The 24401-nt window shown below is 68.6% G+C and carries 15 protein-coding genes and 2 pseudogenes; 6 read left to right on the forward strand and 11 right to left on the reverse strand.

What is annotated here, in order from left to right:
* The 9 genes and pseudogenes from FF041_RS19635 to ngcE all read right to left on the reverse strand — a co-directional run.
* Positions 1 to 1498 (reverse strand): amino acid permease (locus FF041_RS19635; protein WP_323392193.1); only part of this gene is annotated, 1498 nt, incomplete at its 3' end.
* Positions 1499 to 1711: 213 nt separating this feature from the next.
* Entirely contained in the window at positions 1712 to 3634 is a 1923-nt protein-coding gene (dxs, locus tag FF041_RS19640; protein ID WP_323392195.1) for a 1-deoxy-D-xylulose-5-phosphate synthase, read from the reverse strand.
* Positions 3635 to 3837: 203 nt separating this feature from the next.
* Positions 3838 to 5088: a sugar ABC transporter permease gene (locus FF041_RS19645; RefSeq protein WP_153524036.1), complete on the reverse strand. Its 1251-nt coding sequence runs from the start codon at positions 5086 to 5088 to the stop codon at positions 3838 to 3840.
* Between the two features lie 98 nt (positions 5089 to 5186).
* Positions 5187 to 5975, reverse strand: coding sequence for an ATP-binding cassette domain-containing protein (locus FF041_RS19650; protein ID WP_194292095.1), 789 nt, complete (start codon positions 5973 to 5975; stop codon positions 5187 to 5189).
* Positions 5976 to 6142: 167 nt separating this feature from the next.
* Complete coding sequence (locus FF041_RS19655) at positions 6143 to 7258, reverse strand: sugar ABC transporter substrate-binding protein (RefSeq protein ID WP_194292096.1); 1116 nt, start codon at positions 7256 to 7258, stop codon at positions 6143 to 6145.
* Positions 7259 to 7595: 337 nt separating this feature from the next.
* A pseudogene (locus FF041_RS19660) lies at positions 7596 to 8759 on the reverse strand (ROK family transcriptional regulator); the annotation flags it as partial.
* Between the two features lie 254 nt (positions 8760 to 9013).
* Positions 9014 to 9943 carry a carbohydrate ABC transporter permease gene (locus FF041_RS19665; RefSeq protein ID WP_153524014.1) on the reverse strand — a complete coding sequence of 310 codons (930 nt, stop codon included), beginning with the start codon at positions 9941 to 9943 and terminating at the stop codon, positions 9014 to 9016.
* Between the two features lie 11 nt (positions 9944 to 9954).
* A complete protein-coding gene (locus FF041_RS19670) occupies positions 9955 to 10878 on the reverse strand; it encodes a carbohydrate ABC transporter permease (RefSeq protein WP_153524015.1) in 924 nt (307 codons plus the stop codon).
* A 47-nt stretch (positions 10879 to 10925) separates the two neighbouring features.
* On the reverse strand, positions 10926 to 12374 hold the full coding sequence (ngcE, locus tag FF041_RS19675) for an N-acetylglucosamine/diacetylchitobiose ABC transporter substrate-binding protein (protein WP_153524016.1): 1449 nt from the start codon (positions 12372 to 12374) through the stop codon (positions 10926 to 10928).
* Between the two features lie 507 nt (positions 12375 to 12881).
* Between ngcE and FF041_RS19680 the strand changes: the two genes are divergently transcribed.
* Positions 12882 to 16739 carry a GH92 family glycosyl hydrolase gene (locus FF041_RS19680; protein WP_153524017.1) on the forward strand — a complete coding sequence of 1286 codons (3858 nt, stop codon included), beginning with the start codon at positions 12882 to 12884 and terminating at the stop codon, positions 16737 to 16739.
* Positions 16740 to 16802: 63 nt separating this feature from the next.
* Here FF041_RS19680 and acnA read toward each other — a convergent pair.
* Positions 16803 to 19517, reverse strand: a pseudogene (gene acnA, locus FF041_RS19685) (aconitate hydratase AcnA).
* 304 nt (positions 19518 to 19821) lie between these two features.
* Between acnA and FF041_RS19690 the strand changes: the two are divergent.
* The 3 genes from FF041_RS19690 to FF041_RS19700 all read left to right on the forward strand — a co-directional run bounded on the left by FF041_RS19690 (position 19822) and on the right by FF041_RS19700 (position 21730).
* On the forward strand, positions 19822 to 20247 hold the full coding sequence (locus FF041_RS19690; protein WP_228388398.1) for a hypothetical protein: 426 nt from the start codon (positions 19822 to 19824) through the stop codon (positions 20245 to 20247).
* Between the two features lie 270 nt (positions 20248 to 20517).
* Positions 20518 to 21159, forward strand: coding sequence for a hypothetical protein (locus FF041_RS19695; RefSeq protein ID WP_153524018.1), 642 nt, complete (start codon positions 20518 to 20520; stop codon positions 21157 to 21159).
* Between the two features lie 97 nt (positions 21160 to 21256).
* Positions 21257 to 21730: a hypothetical protein gene (locus FF041_RS19700; RefSeq protein ID WP_323392198.1), complete on the forward strand. Its 474-nt coding sequence runs from the start codon at positions 21257 to 21259 to the stop codon at positions 21728 to 21730.
* 78 nt (positions 21731 to 21808) lie between these two features.
* Here the strand turns inward: FF041_RS19700 and FF041_RS19705 are convergent, their stop codons facing one another.
* The gene (locus FF041_RS19705) at positions 21809 to 23071 is read right to left on the reverse strand and encodes an MFS transporter (protein WP_153524039.1); all 1263 of its coding nucleotides are present in this window, start codon (positions 23069 to 23071) and stop codon (positions 21809 to 21811) included.
* Between the two features lie 88 nt (positions 23072 to 23159).
* On the opposite strand from FF041_RS19705, the gene FF041_RS19710 reads away from it, so the two are divergent.
* Entirely contained in the window at positions 23160 to 23618 is a 459-nt protein-coding gene (locus FF041_RS19710) for a winged helix-turn-helix transcriptional regulator (RefSeq protein ID WP_153487424.1), read from the forward strand.
* Positions 23619 to 24113: 495 nt separating this feature from the next.
* A complete protein-coding gene (locus tag FF041_RS19715) occupies positions 24114 to 24377 on the forward strand; it encodes a hypothetical protein (RefSeq protein WP_153487421.1) in 264 nt (87 codons plus the stop codon).
* Positions 24378 to 24401 lie beyond the last annotated feature (24 nt).

Raw genomic sequence — 24401 nt, forward strand, 5'->3', positions numbered from 1 at the left:
CCGCACCCGGCTCCAGCCGGCTGTGGCTGCGGCCGTAGACGAAGTACACGACCACACCCAGCACCATCCACGCGCCGAAGCGCAGCCAGGTCTCGGTGGGCAGATTGAGCATCAGCCACACGGACGCGGCGACGGAGACGATCGGCAGCAGCGGCACCAGCGGGGTGCGGAAGGAGCGCGGCAGATCGGGGCGGGTGCGGCGCAGGATGACGACGCCGAGCGCGACGACGACGAAGGCGAAGAGGGTGCCGATGTTCACCAGCGCCGCGAGCTCCTCGATGTTGGTGAGGCCCGCGACGATCGCGATGACGACGCCGAGCAGCACGGTGGCCCGGTAGGGGGTGCGGTAGTGCGGGTGGGTCCGGGAGAAGAATCTCGGCAGCAGCCCGTCACGGCTCATCGCGAAGAACACCCGGGTCTGGCCGAGCAGCAGAATCATGCAGACCGAGGTGAGGCCGATCACCGCGCCGAAGCTGATGACGCCCGCGTACCAGGGGTGGCCGGTCGCCTTGAAGGCGTCGGCGAGGGGGGCGTCGACCGTGAGCTGGGTGTAGTGCTGCATGCCGGTGACGACGATGGAGACCGCGACGTACAGCAGGGTGCAGATGAACAGCGAGCCCAGGATGCCCCGGGGCATGTCCCGCTGCGGCAGCCTGGTCTCCTCCGCCGCCGTCGCCACCACGTCGAAGCCGATGAAGGCGAAGAAGACCACGGAGGCTGCGGTGAAGATGCCCATGACGCCGAAGGTGGTCGGCGCGTATCCGAACATCAGCTGGATCAGCGGCTGATGGAGCCCTGATCCGCCGGCCGGCTCGGTCGCCGGGGGGATGAAGGGGCTGTAGTTCGCGGCCTTGATGAAGAACGACCCGGCGACGATGACGAGCAGCACCACGGCCAGCTTGATGGCGACGACGACGGTGGTGACCCGGGCGGAGAGCTTCATGCCGAGGACGAGAATCACGGTGAGCAGCAGGACCAGCAGAAAGGCCAGCAGGTCGAAGCCGAAGCCGGTCTCGGAGTTGGTGCCGGAGATCCCGGCGGGCAGATGCCAGCCGATGTTGTCCATCAGCGAGCGGAGATAGCCGGACCAGCCGACGGCGACGACCGCCGTGCCGACGGCGAATTCGAGGACCAGGTCCCAGCCGATGATCCAGGCGGGCAGCTCGCCGAGGGAGGCGTAGGCGAAGGTGTACGCGGATCCGGCGACCGGGACCGTGGAGGCGAACTCCGCGTAGCAGAGGGCCGCGAGCCCGCAGACGAATCCGGCGACGACGAAGGCGAGCGCGGTCGCGGGGCCGGCGATCTCCTTGGCGACCGCGCCGGTGAGCACGAAGATGCCGGTGCCGATGATGACGCCGACGCCGAAGACCGTGAGGTCGAGCGCGGAGAGGGACCGTTTGAGCGCGTGCTCGGGCTCCTCGGTGTCGCGGATGGACTGCTCGACGCTCTTGGTCCTGAAGACGCCCGCCCGGCCTCGGGGGTCTGTGTCTGTGGTCACCGGTGCACCTCCACACGTGTCGTCCCCATGATCGGGACGGCGGGTGGTGCGGGCTGCCGTTACGAGTGGTTTTCACACGAATGGCCAGGAGGACCACCCGTCCAGGGTGATCCTCCCGGCCGACTCCGTGCTCGCCGGGCCCTTGCCGCTCGGGCGGGGTGCCTCAGGGGGCCGCGCCGCCGGGGCGGGCGGCGAGGGCCCGGCGGGCGGGCGTCAGTCGCGTACCGGCTCGATCGCCTCTTCGTCGGCGCTCTCGTACCGGCCGCCCAGCCTGGCCACCAGACCGGTCACCTGGCGGGCGATGTCCGGCGCGGTCAGCCCGATCTCGGCCATCACCTCCTGGCGGGAGGCGTGGTCGAGGAAGCGGGGCGGGATGCCGAAGTCGCGCAGCGGCACATCGACGCCCGCGTCGCGCAGCGCCTGGGCGATCGTGGAGCCCACTCCGCCGACCCTGCTGTTGTCCTCGACGGTGACGACGACCCGGTGCCGCTCGGCGAGCGGGGCGAGCGCCTCGTCCACCGGCTTGACCCAGCGCGGGTCGACCACGGTGGTGGAGATGCCCTGCCGGTCGAGGAGCCCGGCGATCTCCAGGCACATCGGGGCGAGCGCGCCCACGGAGACCAGCAGCACATCGGGCCGCTCGGCGTCCGGGTGGCGCAGCACGTCCATGCCGCCGACCCGGCCCACGGCCTTCACGGCGGGCCCGACCGCGCCCTTGGAGAAGCGCACCACGGTCGGCGCGTCGTCGACCACCACGGCCTCGCGCAGCTGGGCGCGGACCTGGTCGGCGTCGCGCGGGGCCGCGATCCGCAGCCCCGGGACGACCTGGAGGATCGACATGTCCCACATGCCGTTGTGGGAGGCGCCGTCGGTGCCGGTGACGCCCGCGCGGTCCAGGACGAAGGTCACTCCGCACTGGTGCAGGGCCACATCCATCAGCACCTGGTCGAAGGCGCGGTTGAGGAAGGTGGCGTAGACCGCGAAGACGGGGTGGACGCCGCCGGTGGCGAGGCCGGCGGCGGAGACCGCGCCGTGCTGCTCGGCGATGCCCACGTCGTAGACGCGGTCGGGGAACGCCTTGGCGAAGCGGTCGAGGCCCACGGGCTGGAGCATGGCCGCCGTGATCGCGACGATGTCCTCGCGCTCCTCGCCGAGCTTGACCATCTCCTCGCCGAAGACGGAGGTCCAGTCGAGGCCGGAGCTGGCGATCGGCAGACCGGTGTCGGGGTGGATCTTGCCGACGGCGTGGAAGCGGTCGGCCTCGTCCTGGAGGGCGGGCTGGTAGCCGCGGCCCTTCTCGGTGAGGCAGTGGACGATCACGGGCCCGCCGAACCGCTTGGCGCGGGCGAGCGCGGACTCCAGGGCCTCGATGTCATGGCCGTCGATGGGCCCGACGTACTTCAGCCCGAGGTCCTCGAACATGCCCTGGGGGGCGATGAAGTCCTTGAGGCCCTTCTTGGCGCCGTGGAGGGTCTCGTACAGCGGCTTCCCGACGACGGGGGTGCGGCCGAGGATGTCCTTGCCGCGGGCGAGGAAGCGCTCGTAGCCGTCGGTGGTGCGCAGGGTGGCGAGGTGGTTGGCGAGGCCGCCGATCGTCGGCGCGTAGGAGCGCTCGTTGTCGTTGACCACGATCACCAGCGGGCGGTCCTTGGCGGCGGCGATGTTGTTCAGCGCCTCCCAGGCCATACCGCCCGTGAGCGCGCCGTCACCGATGACCGCCACGACATGGTCGTCCTTCGCCAGGACCTGATTGGCCTTGGCGAGGCCGTCCGCCCAGCCGAGGACGGTGGAGGCGTGGGAGTTCTCGATGCAGTCGTGATCGGACTCGGCGCGCGCCGGGTAGCCGGAGAGGCCGCCCTTCATCTTGAGCCGGGAGAAGTCCTGGCGGCCGGTGAGCAGCTTGTGCACATAGCTCTGGTGGCCGGTGTCCCAGAGGACCCGGTCCTTCGGGGAGTCGAACACCCGGTGCAGGGCGATGGTCAGCTCGACCACACCGAGGTTGGGGCCGAGGTGACCTCCGGTCTTGGAGACGGCGTCGACGAGGAAGGTCCGGATCTCCGCGGCCAGCTGATCCAGCTGCTCCGGGCTGAGCCGGTCCAGATCGCGCGGTCCCCTGATACGGGTAAGCAGTGCCACCCGTGCCTCCTTGCGTATTGAGCTGGGTGTATTGAGCTGGTCGAGCGTGCCGATCTGGATGAGTCTAATGTTCCGTTCCGGACCATGGTCCTCGGGCTTTGCGAAGCCGTCCCCGCCAATGGCTGATATCCAACGAAAACACGCGCGATGCGCGACAATGCCCGGCACCCCTGGCGGGGGCGCCGGGCGCTCTCCCCCGTTTCCTAGGCGCGACCTGCGGTCTTCTGGGTTCTGCGGGTGATCGAGTCGATGACGACGGTGGCGAGCAGCACACCACCGGTGATCATGAACTGCACCGGGGACTTGATGCCCTCCAGCGCCAGTCCGTACTGGATGGAGACGATGACCATCACCCCGAGCAGGGCGTTCCAGGTCCGGCCGCGTCCGCCGAAGAGGCTGGTGCCGCCGATGACGGCCGCCGCGATCACATTCATCAGCAGTTCGCCGCTGCCCGCGCTCTGATTGGCCGCCGCGATCTTGGAGGCCATGAAGAGACCGCCGACGGCGGCGAAGCCGCCCGCGATCGCGAAGACCGAGATGCGGACCGCCGTGACGTCGATGCCGGCCCGGCGGGCGGCCTCGACGCTGCCGCCGAGGGCGACGACCTTGCGGCCGTACGCGGTGCGGCGGAGCACCAGATCGGTGATCACCAGGGCGGCGAGGAAGAGGACCAGCGCCAGCGGCAGTCCCTTGTACTGGTTGAACACATAGGCCGCGGCGAACGCGACCACCGCGAGTCCGGCCGTACGCAGCAGGGTGTCGGCGAACGGCCGGAAGGGGATGCCGGCGGCGGCTCGGCGGCGGCTGTCGAGCAGCCCACTGAGGAGGAAGGCGGCCACCGCGAGAGCGGCGAGACCGTAGGCGGCGGCGATATCGCTGAAGTAGTGGGTGTTCAGCTTGCCGACCAGTCCTTCGCTGTCCAGGTTGATGGTGCCGCTGGAGCCGAGGAGCTGGAGCATGAGGCCCTGCCAGAAGAGCAGCCCGGCCAGGGTGACGGCGAAGGCGGGGGCGCCGATCACGGCGAAGAAGAAACCGTGGAGCGCGCCGATGACCGCGCCGCCCGCGACGGCGGCGAGAACGGCGAGCCATTCGTCGACTCCGTGGGTGACGCTCAGGATCGCCACGATGGCGCCGGAGACCCCGCTCACCGCGCCGACCGAGAGATCGATCTCACCGAGGAGCAGCACGAAGATGATGCCGATGGCCATCATTCCGGTGCCGACCATGGCGACGGCGATGTTGCTGAGGTTCTCGGCGGAGAGGAAGTTGGAGTTCAGGCCCTGGAAGGCGGCGCAGATGACGATCAGGCCGACGACGACCGGGAGGGAGCCCAGCTCGCCGGCGGCCAGTCTGCGCCGGAATTCGGAGAGATAGCCGGCCAGTCCCCGCTCCCGCACCAGCAGCCGGGGATCGACGGCGGTGACGGCGGCGTCGGCGGCCTCCGGGTCCGCCAGGGGCGTGCCGTCGGCCGGGGCGTCCGCGCCAGCTGGCCGGCCGCCGGCTGCGGCCTTGCGGAGGTTCACGGCATTCTTGTTGACGTTGACACGCGGTTTCACTGCCGGCCCTCCGCGGTGCGCGCCGCCCGGCGGGTCACGGCATTGTCCGTGGCGCCGGTGATGGCGGAGATGATGTCTTCCTGCGAGGTGTCCCCGACGTCGAAGAATCCGTTGTTGCGGCCGAGGCGCAGTACCGCGACCCGGTCGGCGACCGCCTTGACGTCCGCCATGCTGTGGCTGATGAGAAGGACGGCGTGGCCGCGTTCGCGCAGCCGCTCGACCAGATCGAGGACCTGGGCGGTCTGTTCGACGCCGAGGGCGGCGGTGGGTTCGTCGAGGATGACGAGCCGGGGCTCGCCGAGCATGGAGCGGGCTATGGCGACCGTCTGGCGCTGGCCGCCGGAGAGCGAGGCGATCGGGATGCGGACGCTGGGGATGCGGATGGAGAGGGTGTCGAGGAGCTCGCGGGCGCGGCGTTCCATCTCCACCTCGTCGAGAATGCCGCGTCTGCGGAGCTCCCGGCCGAGGAAGAGATTGCCGACGACGTCGATGTTGTCGCAGAGGGCGAGGTCCTGGTAGACGGTCGCGATGCCCAGGTTCTGGGCGTCGTGGGGTCTGCTGACCGTGACGGGCAGGCCGTCCCACTCGATGACACCGTTGTCGATGGGGTGGACTCCGGCGATCGTCTTGACCAGGGTGGACTTCCCGGCGCCGTTGTCGCCGACGAGGGCGACCACCTCCGAGGCATGGATCTCCAGCTCGACATCGGTGAGCGCCTGGACGGCGCCGAACCGCTTGGAGACCCCTCGCAGCGCCAGCACGGGCGCAGCGGACATGTGAACCAACTCCTTCGCCGCCTGAACGGGCCGGGCGGGAGACGCCCGCGCCGGGGTGGGGCACGGGGCTGGACATTCGGCGGTGCGGACAGCGGGTGCGGTCCCGCCCGGTCCCGTACCGCCGGCGGGTCACGGCCCGCGCCCCGCCGGCGGTGCGGGACCGGGTGGGACCGGGGCTACTTCAGACCGAGCTTGTCGCAGGCCGCCCGGTACTTGGCCGTGCAGATCTCCTGGACGGTGTAGATCCCGTCCTTGACGACCGTGTCCGCGATGTTGTCCTTGGTCAGCGAGACCACCGGGACCAACACCGCCGGCACGCCCTTCGTCGTCGGGCTGTCCACCGTGTCCTCGGCCACCGAGGCGAGCTTCTCGCCCCGGGCGAGCGCGACCGCCATCTCGGCCGCCGCGTCGGCCTCGCCGGAGTAGGGCTTGTAGACGCTGGCGTACTGCTCCCCCGCCACGATGCGCTGTACGGCGGCGAGCTCGGCGTCCTGGCCGGTGACGGGCGGCAGTTTGCCGAGGCCCGCGGCCTTCAGAGCGGTGATGACGCCGCCCGCCATGCCGTCGTTGGCGGAGTAGACCCCGATGATCTCGTCCTTGCCGAGCGCCGCGATCGCCGCCTCCATGTTCGCGTTGGCGTTCTCCGGCTTCCACTCCTTGGTGTCGTACTCCTTGCCGATCTTCACCTTGCCGTCGAGCACGGAGTGCGAACCGCGCTTGTAGAGCGCGGCGTTGGGGTCGGTGATGGAGCCGTTCATCATCACGATCTGCCCGTCGCCGGCCTTCTCGCCGAGAGCGGTGAGCAGCGCCTCGCCCTGGACGCGGCCGACCTCCTCGTTGTCGAAGGAGGTGTATCCGTCGATCGGGCCCTCGGCGAGGCGGTCGAAGGCGACGACGGGGATCCCGGCGTCCTTGGCCTTCTTCACGGCGCTCGCGATGGCCTTGGAGTCGACCGCGTCGAGGATCAGCGCGTCGACCTTGTTGGTGATCATCGTTTCGACCTGCTGGGTCTGGAGCGTGGCGTCCTGCTTGGCGTTGACGTAGACGACCTCGCCCTTGCCGTCGGTGAGTTCGCTGATCTTCTTCTTGATGAGCGGCATGTCGAACTTCTCGTAGCGCGCGGTCTGGTTCTCCGGGAGCAGCAGACCGACCTTGATCTCATTCCCCTTGGCGGCGCCGTCCGTCTTCCTCGCCTTGTCGCCGGACTCCTTGGCGCTGCCGCAGGCCGCGAGCGAGACGGCCATCACGGTGGCGGCAGCGGCGGTGGCCGCCCGACGCAGATGTGCGTTCATCCGTGGAACCTCCCTGACGGGGCCGCGACGTCGCGGCCGAGGTGGCTGGCAGTCAACTCGGCCCCGGAGACGGGGTCAAGGAGTAGATCCTTAACGAGATGACAACGGTGCCATGCGTTCTCTAAGTGAAGGCGGCGGTCGCCTCCGGCCGGGGTCCGCGAGGGGACTCGTCGAGCGGGGCGGCTCTCCCGGACAGGGCGGCATCGGGCCGGGCGGCGCCGTCGGGCAAGGCCGCATCGGACCGGACGGCGCCGCCGGGCCGGGACACTCCGCCGGGCAAGGCCGCATCGGGCCGGGGCACTCCGCCGAGCAAGGCCCCATCGGGCCGGGGCACTCCGTCGAGCAGAGCGGCGTCGCCCATCTCGCTGAGCACCAGGGCCAGCGCGCCCAGGACCTCGGCGCGCGGTCCGAGCGAGCCTGCGGCCACCGAGACCCGGGCGGCGGCGCTGGGGATGGCGTACCGGGCCAGCGCGTCGCGGACGGGCGCGAGCACCAGCTCACCGGCGTCGGCGAGGTCTCCGCCGAGCAGCACCCGGCTGGGGTTGAGCAGATTGCAGAGCGAGGCGACCGCGCTGCCGATGTGGCGGCCCACATCGGCGATCACCCGGCGGCAGCCCGGATCCCCCTCGCGGGCGAGCCGGGTCATGCGCTCCATCGTGAGATCGGGGCCGTGGACCGTCCTCAGCAGCGGAAGAACGTAGCGGGCGGCGGCGAAGGTCTCCAGGCAGCCGCGGTTGCCGCAGCGGCAGACCGGCCCGGACTCGTCCAGCGTGATGTGCCCGATCTCGCCCGCCGTGCCGCCGGGTCCCCGGAAGACCCGGCCGCCGATCACCAGACCGGCGCCGACCCCCGCGGCGACCTTGATGTAGGCGAGATCGCGTACGCCCCGGCCGCCGCCCCAGACGAGTTCGCCCAGCGCACCGAGGTTGGCATCGTTGTCGACATGGACGGGGACGCCGAGCCGTCCGGCCATCTCCTCGCTGGGGTTGGTCCCGGTCCACCCCGGCAGCATCGAGGTGGCGCCGAGGACGCCGGACTCCGCGTCGATGGGTCCCGGGACGCCCAGTCCCACGCCGATCACCTTCTCCGGGCCGATGCCGCTCTGTGCGATCAGCCGGTTGACCAGCTTCTCGGCCCGGTCGAACCCCTCCCGCGCCGAGGCGTCCACATCGAGCGGCTCACAGTCCTCGGCCACCACCCGGTGGGCGAGGTCGGCGACCGCGACCCGCAGATGGGTGTGGCCGAAGTCGACTCCGACCACCATGCCCGCCGCCGCGCTCAGCGAGATGCTGCGGGCCCGGCGACCGCCCGCGGAGGTCGGGGTGACCTCGACGGTGCCGCTCTCCTTCAGCTCGCGGACGATGTTGGAGACGGTGGCCGCCGACAGTCCGGTGCCCCGCGCGATCTCGGCCTGGGTGAGCGAGCCGGCCATGCGCACGGCCCGGACGACCCGCTCCAGATTCGCCCGGTGCAGCGAGGTCTGCGATCCCGGAGTCTGCATCTGCCCATCCACTCCCGCCCCGGCGCCCGGCGCGACGGCCCGGCTCCGGCCGGGGAGCCCGACTGGTGGCCCCCGGCATTGCTCCAACATGTGAAGCCCAAGGTCACCGGCCGGGGGTTGTCCCGTCAAGAGCCCCCGTGCCCGGGCATGCCACGGCCTCCGGTGAAGAGCTCCACCGGAGGCCGTGTCGTCCGGGTGCGGGCATCCGCGCCGGGGGGCGCACCCCGCACGGGCATCCGCGCCGAGGAGCCGCGCTACTTGATCGCGCCCGCCGTCAGACCGGACTGCACCTGCCGCTGGAAGATCGCGTAGACCACCAGCACCGGGAGCATCGCGATCATCATGCCCGCCATCAGCGCTCCCCAGTCGTTCTCATAGCCCTGCTGGAGCGCGATCATCGCCAGGCCCTGGGTGAGTACGTACTTCTCCTCCTGCTGGTTGAGCACCATCGGCAGCAGATACTGATTCCACTGGCCCAGGAAGTTGAAGATGCCGATGCTGATCAGACCGGGCTTGGCCATCGGCAGCATCACCTGGAAGAACGTCCGGGTGTGCGAAGCCCCGTCGATCATCGCCGCCTCCGCCACGGAATTCGGCAGGGTGCGGAAGAACGAGGTCATGAAGAAGACGGTGAACGGCAGCGAGTAGGCGATATAGACCAGGATCAGCCCGTGGTACGTCGCCAGCAGCGGGCTGCCCGGGAAGTCCCGCAGGACGAAGAAGAGCGGGATCACCAGCATGAAGACGGGGAAGGACATGCCCGCCACGAACAGATAGTAGATAAACCTGTTCCCGGGGAAGGTGAAGCGGGCCAGCACATAGGCGGCCATGGAGCCCAGCACCATGGTGCCGATGACCGAACCGCCCACCACGATGACGGTGTTGATGAAGTACTGGCCCATGTTCGCGTCGTTCCACGCGTTGGCCCAGTTCTCCCAGCGCAGGCTGGTCGGCAGTCCCCAGGGGTCGGACAGAATGCCGTTGCTGTCCTTGAAGGCGCTCCACAGCACCCAGAGCAGGGGCACTCCGACCATCAGGGCCCAGAGGACGAGAATGCCGTGCGAGAAGACGTTCAGCACCCCGCCCTCCGTGCGGATCCGGGTCGTGGCCGGGCCGTTCGCACCGGTGGTCCCGGCGGGAGCAGCCGCCGCCTTCGCCACCGTGTCGATCTCTTCGGTCGTCATCCGCCGTACCCCTAGAACTCGATCCGCTCACGCCGCGCGAAGCGCATGGTGAGCAGTGCGAACGTCATCGTGACAATGAGCATCGCGATTCCCATCGCGGAGGCGTAGCCGAACTGGCTGTCCCGGAATGCCGTCTGATAGAGCCTCAGCGGCATCACATCGGTCGCGCCGTCCGGTCCGCCGTTGTTCACCGACATGATCTGGACCAGGGCGAAGGCGTCCAGGGCGATGATGCCCATGTACACCCAGCCGGTCTGCACCGTGTCCCACAGCAGCGGGAGGGTGATCTTGAAGAAGGTGTGGAACCGGTTGGCCCCGTCCAGCAGCGCCGCTTCGTAGATGTCCCGCGGTATGGAGGCCATGGCCGCGGAGAACAGCACCACATAGAAGCCGACATGGCCCCAGACCATGACCGCGCTGATGCACCAGAGCGCGAGACTCTTCTCGCCGAGCCAGGCGTTCTGGAGGCCGTCGAGACCGATCGCGCCGAGCAGCGAGTTGAGCATGCCGTCGGCCGGGTCGGGGTTGTAGATGTTGGACCAGATCACCGCGACGATGGCGATGGAGATGACCTGGGGGAAGAAGAAGACGAACTTGTAGAACTTCGACCCGGCCACGCCCGTGACCACTTCGTTCTTCCGGCGCTTGCCGCCGACGTTGAGCATGAAGGCGAAGAACAGCCCGAGCGCGAGGGTGACCACCGGGACGATCGCCAGCATATAGACGTTGTGGCGCAGGGCGTTCCAGAAGTCGTCGCTCTCCCAGAGCCGCTGGAAGTTGTCGAGCCCGATGAACTCGGCGGTGCCGACCAGCCCGGACCAGTCGGTCATCGAGATCTGGAAGGCCTGGACGAACGGCGATATGACGAAGATCGCGTAGATGATCAAAGGCAGGGCCAGGAAGCCCGCGATGAATCGGTATTTGCCGTGTTGCATATGCTTCCCGGCCTTCCCCTCTTCCTAGGATGGACTCCGCGCCGCTGTCAGCTGGTGCGCTGGAACTTGGTGACGGAGTCGTCCTTGGCGACCTTGTCCGCCTCGGCCTGGGCCTTCTTGATCCACTCGGCGGCCTTGAGCTCACCGGTGAGCAGCTGGCCGGTCAGACCGCCGAGCTTCTCGTCGGTGAGCGCGGGGTACCACTCCTGGAGCTGGAGGCTGAGGAGATTCTCGCCGGCTTCCTTGAAGACCTTGTTCGCGGAGGCGAGACCCGGGGAGAGGGTCATGCCCTCGGGCGCGTCCACCACACAGGTCAGCGACTTGACCTTGGTGGCGAAGTTCTGGGCGTGCTCCTTCGAGAGCATGATGCGGAGCAGCTCCATGCCGCCGCGCGGGTTCTTGCCCTTGCTGGCGACGATGTACGGCTCGCTGGGCTCGGCGCGCAGGGTGCCGTGCGGGTGCTTGTCGCCGCTGCCGTCGAAGAGGGCGCCGACGGCCATCCCGAAGTCCTTCGGGGTGGTGGGGGCGGCCTCGTTCTCCACCCAGGAGCCGTTGGGGATGAAGACGGCCTTCCGCTTGTTCCAGGCGGTCTGCGACTGGATGTGGGTCAGGCCCTGGCTGCCCTCCAGGAAGTACTTCTTGGCCGCGAGCTCCTCGTAGTGCTCGACGACCTCCTTGACCGCGTCGTTGCCGGTCCAGGCGTTGGGCTGCAGGTTGTCGATCGCCATCCAGGCGTCCATGCCGCCGATCTTGGCGATCTGCGCGAAGAGGTTGAAGTGGACGTAGTACGGGTACTTGCCCGCGTACGTCCAGGGCGCGATGCCCTCCTTCTTGATCTCGCCGCAGAGCGTGACCATCTCGTCGAGGGTCTTGGGGTAGGTCCAGCCCTTGTCGTCCAGCAGCTTCTGGGAGTACCAGGTGCCGTAGATGGTGAAGGCGTAGTACAGCACGTCGAAGACGTCGCCGTGCTTGCCCTTCTCCAGCGTGCTGGGGTGGATGATGTCCCGGACCTTCTTGGCCGGGTCGTCCAGCGAGGGGGCGTCGAGCAGCTCGGCGAGATCCTGCAACTGGCCCTGGCTGGACAGCTTGTTCATGTCCAGGTGACCGGCGCCGGAGTTGTCGATGACGTCCGGCGGGTTGCCGCCCGCGAAGCGCGGGGTGAGCTTCGGGCCGACCTCCTGGGTGCCGGTGTGCTTCACCTCGGCCTTGTAGGTCGCCTTGAAGTCGGCTTCCGCGTCCTTGGCGTACTGGTCGCCGAGGCCGCCCTTGAAGATGAACGCCTCCAGAGCCACGCCGTTCTTGACGCCGAGAGGGTTCTTCTCCGAGGTCTCGCCCTTGGGGGCGTCGGTCTTCTTGTCGTCGCCGCCGTCGCCGCCGGTGGCGCAAGCCGACAGAAAGCCCATGGTCGGGACGGCGATCAGACCGAGCGCCGCGGAGCGCTTGATCAGATTACGACGGCCGAGACCCTCATTGTCGTGGGCGGAGGTGGATCCCATGCTCAAGTCCTCGCCTTCATCAGGACTCAGGCGGTGAACCGGTCGCCCGTCAGTCTCGCCGTCGGCGAGGGGCCCCGTTACCGCGGTCAGTTGCTGTGTTTTCCCGAGGGAAAATCAGTGAAGCCTGGATCATGCACACTCTTCGGGTGAGAACAGGGCGCGGGCAGCGGTGAATACACACATCACCGGCCGTCTCCTTGTTCCCCCTGATCCGCCGCGCTGTGTGCAACAGCGGGGCGGGTGCCGACAGGTATAGTCCACTCGGCGTCAAGGGAGCAAGATCGAAAGCATGGTTGGGCGGCAGTCTTTCCCGAGTTGAGACCTCGCCGCTATTTCAGCACTGTGCGTACTCATTCGACCACGCCATTCTCGCCAGAACAGATGATTCCGGCCGTGACGTGCCATCAATGTCTTGACATCGCCTGGCCCTTGCCCACCTACTGGAGCCTGCTTATCGCAGTGACAACGTTGTCTGACACGGCTTCCCCCCGGGAGGACAGGACCGTGATGGCCGGACCCAGAGTTCAGCAGAGAACCGGAAGACCCCGGCGCAGCCCAACTCGGGCCGCTGCCCTGGCTGTTGCCGCCACACTGCTCGTGGTGACGGCGCCCTCGGCGGCCGTCGCCCTGACCCCGCCCGGCGCCGCCCCCGCCGCCCCGGCACAGCGGGAATTCGCCTCGTCCTTCGAGGCGGACGACGAACAGCCGGACTGGCGCAATACCGTTGATGTCGGAGCGGATGGCCGCAAACGGTCGTCCGGAGTCGATGGCGGCTTCTCCAGCGGAATACCGGGCAATATCACCGACAAGGTGATAGAGGTACGCGCCAGCGGCGAAAACACCGGTGCGGGCGAGGTCAAAGAGAACCTGATCGATCTCGATCCCCAGACCAAGTGGCTGGAATTCGCGGCCACCTCATGGATCGAGTTCGACACCGGCTCTCCGGTCAAGATCGCCTCCTATGCCCTGACATCGGCGAATGACGCCGATATCCGGGATCCAAAGGACTGGACCTTTAAAGGCTCCACGGACGGCAAGGAGTGGAAGGCCCTCGACACCCGCACCGACTTCGCCTTCGACAAGCGCTTCCAGACCAGGACCTTCGACATCGGCGACCCCGCGGCGGTGGCTCCGTACGCGCATTACCGGCTGGAAATCACCCGTAACAACGGAGCAGGGCTCACCCAGCTCGCCGATGTGCAGTTCTCCGACGGCAGCGCCGCGCCCCCCGCCCCCGAATCCATGCGCACCCTGGTCGACCGCGGCCCCGCCGGCTCCCCCACCGCCAAGGCCGGCGCCGGGTTCACCGGCGTCCGGGCGCTGCGCTACGCCGGCGCCCATAAGCCGGACGGCCGGGCCTACTCGTACAACAAGGTCTTCGACGTCGATGTCGACGTACGCCGGAACACCGAGCTGTCGTACCGGATCTTCCCCTCGCTCCCGGAGACCGATCTACGGTATCCGGCCACTCATGTATCGGTGGATCTCGTCTTCACCGACGGCTCGTCGCTCAGCGAGCTGGGGGCCGCCGACGCCCATGGCGGGCCGCTCACCCCCCAGGGGCAGGCCGACGCCAAGCGGCTCTACGTCAATCAGTGGAACCAGGTGGACTCCGCCGTGGGCTCGGTCGCCGCGGGCCGGACCGTCGACCGGATCGTGGTGGCGTACGACTCGGCCCGCGGCCCGGCGAAGTTCCAGGGGTGGATCGACGACATCGCGCTGCGGCCGAAGGCGCCCGAGCGGCGGTACGACGACCCCGCCGACTATGTCTCGACCACCCGGGGCACCAACTCCAGCGGCGCGTTCTCCCGGGGCAACACCTTCCCCGCGACCGCCGTTCCGCATGGCTTCAACTTCTGGACCCCGGTGACCAACGCGGCGTCCAAGAGCTGGATCTACGAGTACTCCCGGGGCAACGACGCGAACAATCTGCCGGCCGTGCAGGCGTTCGCGGCCAGCCATGAGCCGAGCCCCTGGATGGGCGACCGGCAGACCTTCCAGATCATGCCGTCGGCGGCGGACGTCCCCGAGACCGACCGGGTCAAGCGGGCCCTGCCCTTCCGGCACGAGCGGGAGACCGCCCGCCCGCACCATTACGCGGTCACCTTCGAGAACGGGCTGCGGGCCGAGCTGACCCCGACCGACCACGCGGCGATGATGCGGTTCCGCTACCCCGGCGACGCCGCCTCCGTGGTCTTCGACAACGTCACCAAGGAGGGCGGGCTCACCCTCGACCCCGCCACCCGCTCGTTCACCGGCTTCTCCGACGTCAAGAGCGGGCTGTCCACGGGCGCCACCCGGCTCTTCGTCCACGGCGTCTTCGACGCCCCCGTCACCGGCTCCGGCGCGGACGGGGTCAGCGGCCGTCTCCGCTTCGACGCCGGATCGGACCGTACGGTCACCCTGCGCATCGCGACCTCCCTCATCAGCGTCGAGCAGGCCAGGCGGAATCTCGCCCAGGAGATCCCCGAGGGCACCGGCTTCGACGAGGTGAAGGACCGGGCGCAGGACGCCTGGGAGGAGCTGCTGGGCCGGGTGGAGGTCGAGGGCGCCACCCATGACCAGCTGGTCACGCTCTACTCGAATCTCTACCGGCTCTATCTCTATCCCAACTCCGGCTTCGAGAACACCGGCACCGTCCGGCGGCCCGAGTACCGCTACGCCAGCCCCTTCTCCCCGATGACCGGACCCGACACCCCGACCGAGACCGGAGCGAAGATCGTCGACGGCCGGGTGTACGTCAACAACGGCTTCTGGGACACCTACCGCACCACGTGGCCCGCGTACTCCTTCCTCACCCCGCGGAAGGCGGGCGAGCTGGTCGACGGCTTCGTCCAGCAGTACAAGGACGGCGGCTGGATCTCCCGCTGGTCCTCGCCCGGCTACGCCGATCTGATGACCGGCACCAGCTCCGACGTCGCGTTCGCCGACGCCCATGTCAAGGGCGTCCGCTTCGACGCCGAGGCCGCCTACGACGCCGCGCTGAAGAACGCGACCGTCGTCCCGCCGTCCTCGGGGGTGGGCCGCAAGGGCATGGAGACCTCGCCCTTCACCGGCTATGCCTCCACCCGGACCCATGAGGGCCTCTCCTGGTCGCTGGAGGGGTATCTCAACGACTACGGACTGTCGGAGATGGGCCGGGCGCTGCACAAGAAGACCGGGAAGGAGCGCTACCGGGAGGAGTCGGAGTACTTCCGCAACCGGGCCCGGGGCTATGCCGCCCTCTTCGACTCCTGGGCAGGCTGCTTCGAGGGCCGCGACCCTCAGGGCCAGTGGCGCGTCCCCAGCGAGAAGTACGACCCGAGGGTGTGGGGCTACGACTACACCGAGACCAACGGCTGGGGGTACGCCTTCACCGCGCCGCAGGACAGCCGGGGGCTCGCCAACCTCTACGGCGGACGGTCCGGGCTCGGCGAGAAGCTCGACGCCTACTTCGCCACTCCCGAGACGGCCTCCCCCGAGTTCGCCGGCTCCTACGGCGGGGTCATCCATGAGATGACCGAGGCCCGGGATGTGCGGATGGGCATGTACGGCCACTCCAACCAGGTCGCCCATCACGTCACGTATATGTACAACGCGGCCTCCCGGCCCTGGAAGACCCAGGAGAAGGTGCGCGAGGTGCTCTCCCGGCTCTACACCGGCAGCGAGATCGGCCAGGGCTACCACGGCGACGAGGACAACGGCGAGCAGTCGGCCTGGTGGCTGTTCTCGGCGCTCGGCTTCTACCCGCTGGTGATGGGCAGCGGGGAGTACGCGGTGGGCTCACCGCTCTTCACCAAGGCGACGGTCCGGCTGGACAGCGGCCGGACCCTGGTGGTGAAGGCCCCGGAGAACAGCGCGGAGAACATCTACGTCCAGGGGCTGCGGGTGAACGGCAAGCCCTGGAACTCCACCGCGCTGCCGCACTCGGTGCTCGCGCGCGGCGGCGTCCTGGAGTTCGCGATGGGGCCGAGGCCCTCGGCCTGGGGCACGGGCGAGCGGGCGGCCCCGGTCTCCATCACCGAGGACGACCGGGTTCCCCGGCCGCGCCGGGACGTGATCGACGGCGAGGGCCCGCTGTTCGACGACACCTCCGCCACCTCCCAGCGGACCGGGGCGGCCGAGCTGCCGGTGCCGTCGCGGACCCGGGCGGTGCAGTACACCCTGACCTCGGCGGACCGCGCGCAGGCCCCGGACGGCTGGGTGCTCGAAGGCTCGGACGACGGCGGAGCCACCTGGCGGGAGCTGGACCGGCGCTCCGGGGAGGGTTTCGCCTGGGACCGGCAGACCCGGGTCTTCTCGGTGGCGAGCCCCGGCGCGTACGACCGCTACCGGCTCACCCCGGCGGGCACGGGGACGCTGGCGGAGATCGAACTGCTCTCCTGAGGGCAGAGGGAAGGGCCGCACCCTCCGCGCGAGCGGGGGGTGCGGCCCTTTTCCTGCCGTCCCTTACTTGCGGATGAGGCTCCGCAGGACGTACTGCATGATGCCGCCGTTGCGGTAGTAGTCCGCCTCACCGGGGGTGTCGATGCGGACGACCGCGTCGAACTCCACACCGGTGTCGGTGGTGACCTTGACCGTACGCGGCGTGGTGCCGTCGTTGAGCTCGGTGACACCGGAGACGGCGAAGGTCTCCTCGCCGGTCAGACCGAGGGCCTCGGCGGACGCGCCCTCCGGGAACTGGAGCGGCAGCACGCCCATGCCGATGAGGTTCGAGCGGTGGATGCGCTCGTACGACTCGGCGACGACAGCCTTGACGCCCAGCAGCGCGGTGCCCTTGGCGGCCCAGTCGCGGGACGAGCCGGAGCCGTACTCCTTGCCCGCGAGGATCACCAGCGGGATGCCCTGCTCGATGTAGTTGCGCGAGGCGTCGTAGATGAACGACACGGGGCCGTCCTGCTGCGTGAAGTCGCGCGTGAAGCCGCCCTCGGTGCCCGGCGCGATCTGGTTGCGCAGCCGGATGTTGGCGAAGGTGCCCCGGATCATGACCTCGTGGTTGCCACGGCGGGAGCCGTAGGAGTTGAAGTCACGGCGCTCGACGCCGTGCTCCGTGAGGTACTTGCCGGCCGGGGTGTCGGCCTTGATCGCACCGGCCGGGGAGATGTGGTCGGTGGTGACCGAGTCGCCCAGCTTGGCCAGCACCCGCGCGCCCGCGATGTCGGTGACCGGGGTGGTCTCCATCTGCATGCCCTCGAAGTAAGGGGGCTTGCGGCCATAGGTGGACTCGGCGTCCTACTCGAAGGTGTTGCCGGTCGGGATCGGCAGCGCCTGCCACTGGGCGTCGCCCGCGAAGACGTCCTGGTAGGACTTGTTGAACATGTCCTCGCCGATCGCGTTGGCGACGACGTCGTTCACCTCGGCCTCGGAGGGCCAGATGTCCTGGAGGTAGACCGGCTTGCCCTCGGTGTCGATGCCGAGCGCGTCGCGGGTGATGTCCACCTTCATGGAGCCCGCGAGGGCGTAGGCGACGACCAGCGGCGGGGAGGCCAGGTAGTTCATCTTGACGTCGGGGTTGATCCGGCCCTCGAAGTTACGGTTGCCGGAGAGCACCGAGGTCACGGCCAGGTCGTGCTCGTTGACGGCCTTGGAGACCTCCTCCGGCAGCGGGCCGGAGTTGCCGATGCAGGTGGTGCAGCCGTAGCCGACCAGGTTGAAGCCGACCTTGTCGAGGTAGGGGGTGAGCCCCGCCTTGTCGAAGTAGTCGGTGACGACCTTCGAGCCGGGCGACAGGGTCGTCTTCACCCACGGCTTGCGGGTCAGGCCCTTCTCGACCGCCTTCTTGGCCACCAGCGCGGCGGCGACCATGACATACGGGTTCGAGGTGTTGGTGCAGGAGGTGATCGCGGCGACGGTGACCGCGCCGTGGTCGATCTCGTACGTCGAGCCGTCGGGGGCGGTGACGGTGGTCGGACGCGACGGCACTCCATTGGCCGAGGCCGGGGCGTCGGAGGCCGGGAAGGACTCCTTGCCCGCCTCCTCGTCGTCCTCGACGTAGTTCCGCACGTCCTGCGCGAACTGCTCGGCGGCGTTGGCGAGGACGATACGGTCCTGCGGGCGCTTCGGGCCGGCGATGGAGGGGACGACGGTGGCGAGGTCCAGCTCCAGCTTCTCGGAGAAGTCGGGCTCGGCGGCCGGGTCGAGCCAGAGGCCCTGCTCCTTGGCGTACGCCTCGACCAGCGCGACCTGCTGCTCGGAGCGGCCGGTGAGCCGGAGGTACTTCAGCGTCTCGTCGTCGATCGGGAAGATCGCGGCGGTGGAGCCGAACTCGGGCGACATGTTGCCGATGGTGGCGCGGTTGGCGAGCGAGGTGGCGGCGACGCCCTCGCCGTAGAACTCCACGAACTTGCCGACGACGCCGTGCTTGCGCAGCATCTCGGTGATGGTGAGCACCAGGTCGGTGGCGGTGGTGCCGGGGGTCAGCTCACCGGTCAGCTTGAAGCCGACGACACGCGGGATGAGCATGGAGACCGGCTGGCCGAGCATGGCGGCCTCGGCCTCGATGCCGCCGACGCCCCAGCCGAGCACACCGAGGCCGTTGACCATGGTGGTGTGCGAGTCGGTGCCGACCAGGGTGTCCGGGTACGCCTGTCCGCCCCGGACCATGACGGTACGGGCCAGGTGCTCGATGTTCACCTGGTGGACGATGCCGGTGCCCGGCGGGACGACCTTGAACTCGTCGAAGGCGGTCTGGCCCCAGCGCAGGAACTGGTAGCGCTCCTTGTTGCGGCCGTACTCCAGCTCGACGTTCTGCGCGAAGGCGTCGTTGGTGCCGAACTTGTCGGCGATGACGGAGTGATCGATGACCAGCTCGGCCGGAGCCAGCGGGTTGATCTTCGCCGGATCGCCGCCCAGCTCCTTGACGGCCTCACGCATGGTGGCGAGGTCCACGACACAGGGAACACCGGTGAAGTCCTGCATGATCACGCGGGCCGGCGTGAACTGGATCTCCTGGCTGGGCTGCGCCTGGGAGTCCCAGCCGCCGAGCGCCCGGATGTGGTCGGCGGTGATGTTCGCGCCGTCCTCGGTGCGGAGCAGGTTCTCCAGCAGCACCTTCAGGCTGTACGGGAGGCGTGCGGAGCCCTCGACCTTGTCCAGCTTGAAGATCTCGTACGACTCGTCGCCCACGCGCAGCGTGCTGCGGGCGTCGAAGCTGTTCGCCGACACGACAGTCTCCTTCATCAATGTGCACGTACTCGTCCATGCTGCCGCCACGGCTTCTCAGCGATCCGCTAAGGTAGGGCTTAGTTAGGCAACCCTTACCGAGTGGCGGCTGCGGCACGTCTTCGGCAGATATCTCGATGTCGAGATAACTCTAGTACATCGGTGCGGCTCGGTCATGCCCGGGCGGGCCGGTTGACCTGTCGCAGCGAAGGCTGAGCACTGTCAGCGAAGGATAATGACCGCTAGGTTTTCTCATCGAAGGTTGAGTGATCATTTAAGGCTGACTGCCTGGGGAGACGGTGGGGGCATGACGCGTGAAGGTCTCGCCGCGATGCTCGGTGAGCAGACGACGGCATGTGGACCAGCACGCGATGCCCTGCTCAGCGGAGGCACCTTTGTGCTCTGGGACGGCTTGGTCCCCGCCGGCGAGGTCACGCGCATCTACCGGGCCAGGCTTCGAATCACCCAGAAGCGTGGTCAGCAGACACAAGCCCTTGCAGCCACCGTCAACATCCTCGACCAGGCGGAAGAGGCCCTTCTCCGGATCGGCCGCGTTGACGCCGCCGACGCGTCGTGGACGTTCATGCTCTTCCTCAACGCCACCACTACCGAAGTGCTGGCCTGCACCGGAGTGGCCCAAGCGAAGCCCACCACGAACCCGGCATCGAGTCGAAGCAGCATTGATCCCGCATCAGGCGATACGGGTGCGACAGGACCACTCAACCTTCGATGAGAACCACTCAGCCTTCGCTGCGACAGGTCACCGGCGTCCTGCCTCATGGATTCCCTGAGACAGAACAGCCGGTGTCCGCCGTCATCCCATCGAGGCGTTCACTCGGCGAACGCAGTCGTTCGACCTTCCGCCTCGGCGAACCCGGGCGTGCGGGTGATCGCACCGGGGGCGGCTGGACGACCGCACCGGGGTCACGGTTACTCTGAGTGCGCTCTCCACCCCAGCGAGGAATGGAGGGGCGCCCGAATCGGCAGCAGCGACAATGGAACCGTGCTGATCATGGATGCCGCCGTGGAGACCTATGATGTCGCGGACTTCGCTCTGTGGCCGACCGCCGCCCCGGGCGCGGACCGTCTTCTGGTCCTCTCCGGCCAGATGTCACCGCTGGAAGTCGGGACGGCGATGGCGGTCCTGACCAGCTGCGGCCAAGGCGACTCCGACGACCCGGCACCGGACACCGAGGCCGGCATCCGGCGCATCCAGAGCCTGCTGAGCGTCGATCTCGCCATAGCCCCGGGAGGCATCCTCCTGCTGGACACCGCGACCGGCGGGGTGATCGCCCCGGGGTGCTGCTTCGGCCTGGAGAGCTGGCGCGACTGGCTCAGTCTCATGAACGGCGAAGAACTCTGGCTCGGCCATGGCACCGTCGCGCACGTTGAACGCCAAAGGACGCTCGCCAGGGTGTGGCCTGACACGGACCCACCGGCAAAGGCACCCATCGAGCTTCCCCTGGCCGAGCTGCCAGACCTCCTCCAGACCGCGCACGACAAACTCAACGGTTTCCTCGCCCTCGCCGAACAATGGGCTTCCCGTTACGCGCCCGCGCTGGCTCCCGCTCTGATCACCAAGCTCGACGAGGACCTGAACATCGGCGCCCCGCTGGAGGACCACCGCCTTAGGAACCCCTCGTGAGCAGCGGGTCCGTCCACCCGGTGACTGCTCGACAGGCCGGTGATTCCTGAGCACGGACATAGAGTGAGCTCCTCGACGAGTCGGCGGGGGGCAAGCCGTGGAGATCACCGTCCAGTGGATACGTACATCGTGGACGAAGCAATCCCGAGGAGGGCAGGCCGCCTCGCGCAGGAACGCGGCCCCGATCGGCTTCGCTCTCCCTCAGACCGAGGCCGCCTCCGCACATGTGATTCGCATGCACGAGCGAGATGGCTTTGAGCCGCGTGACACCCAGGGAGACCGTCGCACAGTCGATGTCCAGCTCCGCGAAGCCGACGGACGGTTGCGGGTCCTTCCCCGAGTGGAGCCCTTGTTCGGCCTGCCGCCCCGGCCGCGACGGCCTCCGGCAGTGCGACTCGCCCCCGGCCAGTGGGTGCGCTGGCAGCTCAACTATCGCTTCAGCAGCATGGCAGGAATGCAGGACTGGTCATACTGGCTGGACACGTTCAACATCGCCTATGGACCGGTGAACGCCGATGTGTTCCTGTCCACACCCACCGTGTTCGTCGATGAGCAAGGGCCAGTTCGATAGCCTGTCCTCAACGTCGATCACGCACCATAGATCCGGGAAGAAGGCCCAGGTCCTGGGGGTACAGAGACCAGGGAGCACTCAAGGATCTCTGGGGCTGTTCATCACTTGTCCGGCTTGGTCAGTCCCTTGTATTTCCTCCCGCGCCTGGCGCGCGCCCGCTTTCTCGGATCGGAGGTTCGCGCTATCGCGAGGCAGTCGCCTGTCGGTCGCCCAGACGGCCAGCGCGCAGGCCGCGAATCCGGCCCCGAGGAGACTGGAGCCCACCCAGCCGTGGGCGGCGAGGACGGCGGTGGTCGCGGCTGCGCCGAGGGCGGAGCCGAGCGAGTAGAAGACCATGTAGCCGCCGATGGCGCTGCTGATGTGATCCGGATGCGCGGCGGTGAGCAGGTGCTGGTTGCTCACCTGCACGGCCTGGACCGCGAAGTCGAGAACCACGATTCCGACGATGAGAAGCCACAGGGACCACGGCAGCTGTGCGATCGCCGCCCACGAGAGGATGAGCAGGGTGAGCGCGAGACCGGTGACCGGGGCCGCCCGTCCCGCATCCGCCCACCGTCCCGCGCGTGCCGCGCCGAGCGCACCGGCGAGTCCGGCGATGCCGAACAGTCCGATCTGGCTCTCGCTCAGCTGCCACGGCGTGTCCGCCAGCGGCAGGGACAGTCCGCTCCACAGGGTTCCGAACGATGCGAACAAGAAGAACGCGATGAGCCCGCGCGTCAGGTTGACGCGCCGCCCGAACAGTCCGCCGAGTGAGACGACGGCCCGCCTGTACCCCCCAGGCCGGTTGGGGCGCTCCTCTGACGGCAGTACGACGAGGACGAGGGCCGCGAGCCCGAGTGACACCACCGCGAGCACGGCATAGACGCTCCGCCAGCCCCACACCTCGGCGAGTGCGCCGGCGACGATCCGCGCGCCCAGGATGCCGACCACGACGCCCGAGGTCACGACACCGATGTTCCGTCCGCGTTCAGCAGGCGGCGAGACCGACGCGGCGTAGGCCACCGTGGTCTGCACGACGACCGCGAACACCCCGGCCGCCGCGAGCCCCGCGAACGCCACCCATGCGGCTGACGCCGAGGCCGTCAGGACCATGCCCACTGCGGTGATCGCCAGGTGCACGGCGATGAGCCGGCGCCGGTCGACCACCACATCGCCGAGCGGCACCAGCAGCACCAGCCCCGCCAGATAGCCGAACTGGCCGGTCGCGACGATCCACCCGGTGAGTTCCGCCGACACACCGAGATCGCGTCCCATCGGCTCCAGAATCGGCTGCGCGGTATAGATGCTCGCCACAGCGACACCACACACCACCGCGAGCAGCAACCGCCGCCAGGCGTCCATCGCACCCCAACCCTCAATCAGTAGCAAATTGAAACCATATTGACCGTACGGCATAATAGTTTCAATCCGCAACTCATTGGGAGGCGTCATGTCGCGCACCACCCTGCGCGCCCCGAGCCCCGACTGGACCGACCCGGACTGCCCCGTCGCCCGCACGCTCGACCTCGTCGGCGACAGGTGGAGCCTTCTCGTCGTCCGCGACGCGATGGACGGGGCGCGATCGTTCACCGAGTTCCAGCGACGCACCGGCATCGCCCGCAACATCCTCACCGACCGCCTCCGCAAGCTCATCGCTCACGGGGTCCTCGCCCAGCGCACCGCACCATCGGGCCGCCGCCAGGAATACGTGCTCACCGATGTCGGCCGCGACCTCTTCCCGGTCATCCTCACCCTGCGGCAGTGGGGAGAACGCCACGCCTTCGCCCCCGGCGAGACCCACTCCACCCTGGTCGACCAGCACGGCGCCCCGGTGCCGGAAATCGCGCCGACCGGCGCGGACGGCGCCCTCCTCGACACCGACACCACTCACGTGCAGAAGACCCGGTAGAAGGCAGACCCTCTGCGCCTTCGGACCCGGGGATCGAGGCCGAGGCGTCGTGCGACCTCGGTCGGCAGCCGTGAGTGGTTTCGCCGGCACGGTGAGGCGAACAGGCGAGTGAGAACGACGGCTTCGCGATAGGCGGCCAGCTCGATCCGATTCCCGGAGGGCCCGCCGCCCGTTCCGCCTTCATGAATTTTCGATGAACTGCTTTCAGCCATCCGGAGCAGGGCGATGCCCGCCCCCGGTCTGCCGCCGCAGCGGAACAACCCGTTCCCCATCGACGTCACCCCCTCCCGAAAGGGCGGCCCGCCGGGCGTCACGGTCGAGAATCGGCCGATGATCATCAGCTTCTCACCAGGCACTTTACTTGGCCTTGACCCGATGGCAATCTGATCACCACTTCAGCCCCCCACGGCGATCCTCATCAACTCCCCTATCTCATAGGTGAGTTGGCGCTGGGCTGATACGTCACCTTCCGAGATTCCCGGAGATGGAGAGCGAATGAAGCGTCGTGTACGCAGTGCGGTCCTGGCGGTATCGGTGGCGACCGGGGTGGCCCTGGCCCTCTCGGGCGGCACCGCGCACGCCCAGGAGCAGGAGACCCGCTCGGGCGGCCTGATCAACATCACCGGTCCGCTGTTCGTCAACACCGGCGACATCGATCTGATCGAGGACGTGTTCGAGCACATCAGCATTCCGATCCTCGGCCAGGCCGTGCACCAGATGTACGACTGGGCCCGGTTCGACGGAGTGCTCACCAGGTGACCTCCGGACTGGCGGACCGACCCC

It is taken from the genome of Streptomyces jumonjinensis, from assembly GCF_009600885.1.
In the GTDB taxonomy this organism is placed as follows: domain Bacteria; phylum Actinomycetota; class Actinomycetes; order Streptomycetales; family Streptomycetaceae; genus Streptomyces; species Streptomyces jumonjinensis.